The sequence below is a fragment of the Corynebacterium sp. UMB0012 genome, from assembly GCF_030216265.1.
Lineage (GTDB): Bacteria > Actinomycetota > Actinomycetes > Mycobacteriales > Mycobacteriaceae > Corynebacterium.
On record NZ_JASOKQ010000041.1, the window covers coordinates 1 to 3,031 of the forward strand.

Below are 3,031 nucleotides of genomic sequence, written 5' to 3' on the forward strand. Positions count from 1 at the left end.
AAGCACTCACATCAGCTACACTGACTCAAGCAGCATAGCTAACCCCCGACGTGTCTACTTTCCGGGGGTCAGGCCCCGTCGATGTGGCGGGCGATGATGGTGGCGGTGGCACTATCGCAGGTCAAAGATAGTGTGGTGGTGTTATCCGGGTTGTAGTTGATGCGCAGACGCGGTTCGGGTTGTTGTTCTTTGTCTTCGGGGCGCAGGTGGGTGTCGATGAAGGTGCGGATGAAGCGGCGCAGATCCGCGTCGGTGGGGACTGTTTGGTTGGGTGTGGTGGGGGTGAGGAAGTCTGCGAGTGCGGCGTCGATGGCTTCAAGATGCTCTGGGTTATCTTCAAGCCTGTTGAGTTCGCGATCGATGATGCGCAGTTTGATCAGGTCGAGTATCCAGTGCTGGCCTTGGACTTCGGTGACTAGGGGTAGTTGGCGCATGCGGAAGTGGGCGCGCAGGAAGCCTAGGAGTTTGTTGTAGGAGATGCCGAGGTCTTTGGCGAGGCTGGTGAGGCTCAGATCGACGTCGTCGTCTAGTTGGGGGAGGATGGCGCGGTAGAGGAACCAGGAGGTTTTGCGTGTGTAGGTGCCGGCTTTGCCGATGTGGTTGCCGGGTGCGTTGGTGGTGTAGAACGCTTCCGGCACATCACCATCGTCTAGGTGATCTGGGGTTGACCGCAATTCGTGGACACGTAGTGGGGCTACCTAGTGTTTAGGCAGCTATTTCTTTTCTACTGGTGGTTAGACCAATGTGGTTTTCGAAGTCGACGGGACTGACCATTCCTAGTGCAGAGTGCCGGCGCCGACGGTTGTAAACGACTTCCATCCAGTAGGCAACGGCCTTGCGCGCAGCATCGCGGGTAGGCCAACGCTTACGGTCGTAGAACTCGGTTTTAAGCGTCGACCAGAACGACTGAGAGTGTCCGATTCTTTGTGTGCGGGGGCTTGGTTTACAAGTAATCCGCGAATCGGTTGGGGTAAGCCACGGCTAGTTGGTTGATGGCTTGTTTCCATCCAGTTGCTTTCGCTCCTTCAATATAGCCGTTGCATTCAATATCGCGTTTTGCTTTCCTCGCTCGCTGGGCAGCGCGCTTGTCTTCGATGTTGCAGATCATCAGCCACAGTGTCTTTAGTGCGGCAGTATCGTTTGGAAATTGACCCCGGTTACGGGTAGCTTTACGCAGTTCGGCGTTGAGCGATTCGATCGAGTTGGTGGTGTAGAGCACCCGGCGTGCCGCCGGTGGGAACTGCAGAAACGGCACGAACCGCTCCCAGGCGTCGCGCCAGACTTTGACCGACTGGGGGTATTTCCGGCCAAGTTCACTGGCTTCGAACGCATCCAGGCTGGCACGTGCGGTGTCCTCGTTTGCGGCCGTGTAGACCTCACGCAGCGCGCGGGAGACTGCTTTGCGGTCCTGGTAGGACACCCACCGGTTCGCAGCCCGAATCAGGTGCACAATACAGGTCTGTACCATGGAATTCGGCCAGGTTGCCTCCACGGCTTCCGGCAAGCCTTTGAGCCCGTCGCAGCACACAATGAACACGTCTTGGACACCGCGGTTAGCCAGATCCGCACACACCGATGCCCAGAATGCGGCTCCTTCATTGTCGGCGATCCACAGTCCCAGGATGTGCTTGATGCCGTCCATGTCGACACCAACCGCCATGTAGCAAGCCTTGTTGACCACGCGGTGGCCGTCACGGATTTTCACGCGTAGCGCGTCGAGGAAGAGCACCGGGTAAAACTCGTCGAGCTGGCGGTTTTGCCAGATCATGACCTCGTCCAAGACCGCATCGGTAATGGTGCTGATCGTATCCGGGCTCATATCCACCCCAAGAGTGGTTGCGAGATGGTGCTGAATATCGCACACGGTCATCCCACCGGCGTAGAGCGAGATAATCATGTCGTCGAGCTCTGTGAGCCTGCGTGCACCCTTGGGCACCATCCGGGGAGTAAACGTGCCGGCACGATCCCTGGGAACGGTCACCTCAACTGCGCCGTAGCCAGAATTGACGGTCTTGGTGTAGGACCCGTTACGGTGATTGCTGCTCTGTGCGGTTTCCACCTTCGCTTTGGCCTTGCGGTCGGAATGGCTATAGCCCAAGTGCGCATCCATCTCCGCTTTAAGACCAGCGTTGATCGATGCCTGCAGCAGGCCTTTGACCAGCTCGCTTGCATCATCAGCAGAAGTCGACAGCTCGCTGATCAAGCTGGCGATTTCAGGATTTTCCATCAGCTTCTCGCTGATCTCGTTGATCCTCGCCGGGTCATGGTTTTTCTTCGGTGACACCGTAGTCATTATCGTTGAAACTCCTTCTAGATCAGAGCCTCACACACAAACTTCCTGACACCCTCGAACGACTCAGCCATCGCGTTATCAAAGCACACACCAGTACGCCCCACAGACTGAGCAATGCCCAGGTTATGGCAGACTTCCCAGAGCTTCTCGCTGGTAAATTGCGTTCCGCGGTCAGCGTGGAACACCAGCCCATCAGGAACGTCACCGCGCAGTGTATATGCCATCCGCAGGGCCCGTTCGACCAGGCATGTATCTTGAACGCTATCCATCGCCCAGCCCAGCACCCTGCGGGAATGGCCGTCGCGGACCGCACACAAGTACAACCATCCCTCGCTGGTGCGTAGGTAGGTAATATCCGACATCCACACTCGGTTGAGATCACCAGTATCAAACACGCGCTTGACCAGGTCAGGAAGACTCGACTGACGCTTAGCTTGAATCGTTGTCACCGGGACAAAGGCACGCGGTGAAATCCCTTCAATTCCCATCAGGCGCATCCGCTTAGCCACAGTCTTGCGATTCAGGGTGATCCGGTAACGCTCGGTAAGTTCTGCGGTGATCCGGGGAGCACCATAAACCTCATCGGAGTCTTTCCAGATCTGATGAATCTTGCGGTCAACGTCATCGTAAAATGTTGCACGATTATCTTTTCCGGATAGTCGTTTCTGCTGCGTATCAGCCCATTTGTAGTATCCAGACCGAGACACTTTTAATAGCCGTGCCATGCGTTTGATGCTG

The 3,031-nt window shown here is 56.4% G+C and carries 2 protein-coding genes and 2 pseudogenes; all 4 read right to left on the bottom strand.

From position 1 onward, the window contains the following. Positions 1–68: 68 nt before the first annotated feature. Positions 69–638 (bottom strand): hypothetical protein, encoded by a 570-nt coding sequence (locus QP324_RS11735; RefSeq protein ID WP_284816156.1) that lies wholly within the window; start codon positions 636–638, stop codon positions 69–71. A 112-nt stretch (positions 639–750) separates the two neighbouring features. Then, a pseudogene (locus tag QP324_RS11740) lies at positions 751–912 on the bottom strand (integrase core domain-containing protein); the annotation flags it as partial. 31 nt (positions 913–943) lie between these two features. Then, complete coding sequence (locus QP324_RS11745) at positions 944–2,293, bottom strand: IS256 family transposase (protein ID WP_284816158.1); 1,350 nt, start codon at positions 2,291–2,293, stop codon at positions 944–946. A gap of 56 nt (positions 2,294–2,349) precedes the next feature. Beyond that, positions 2,350–3,031: pseudogene (locus QP324_RS11750) on the bottom strand (IS3 family transposase); the annotation flags it as partial.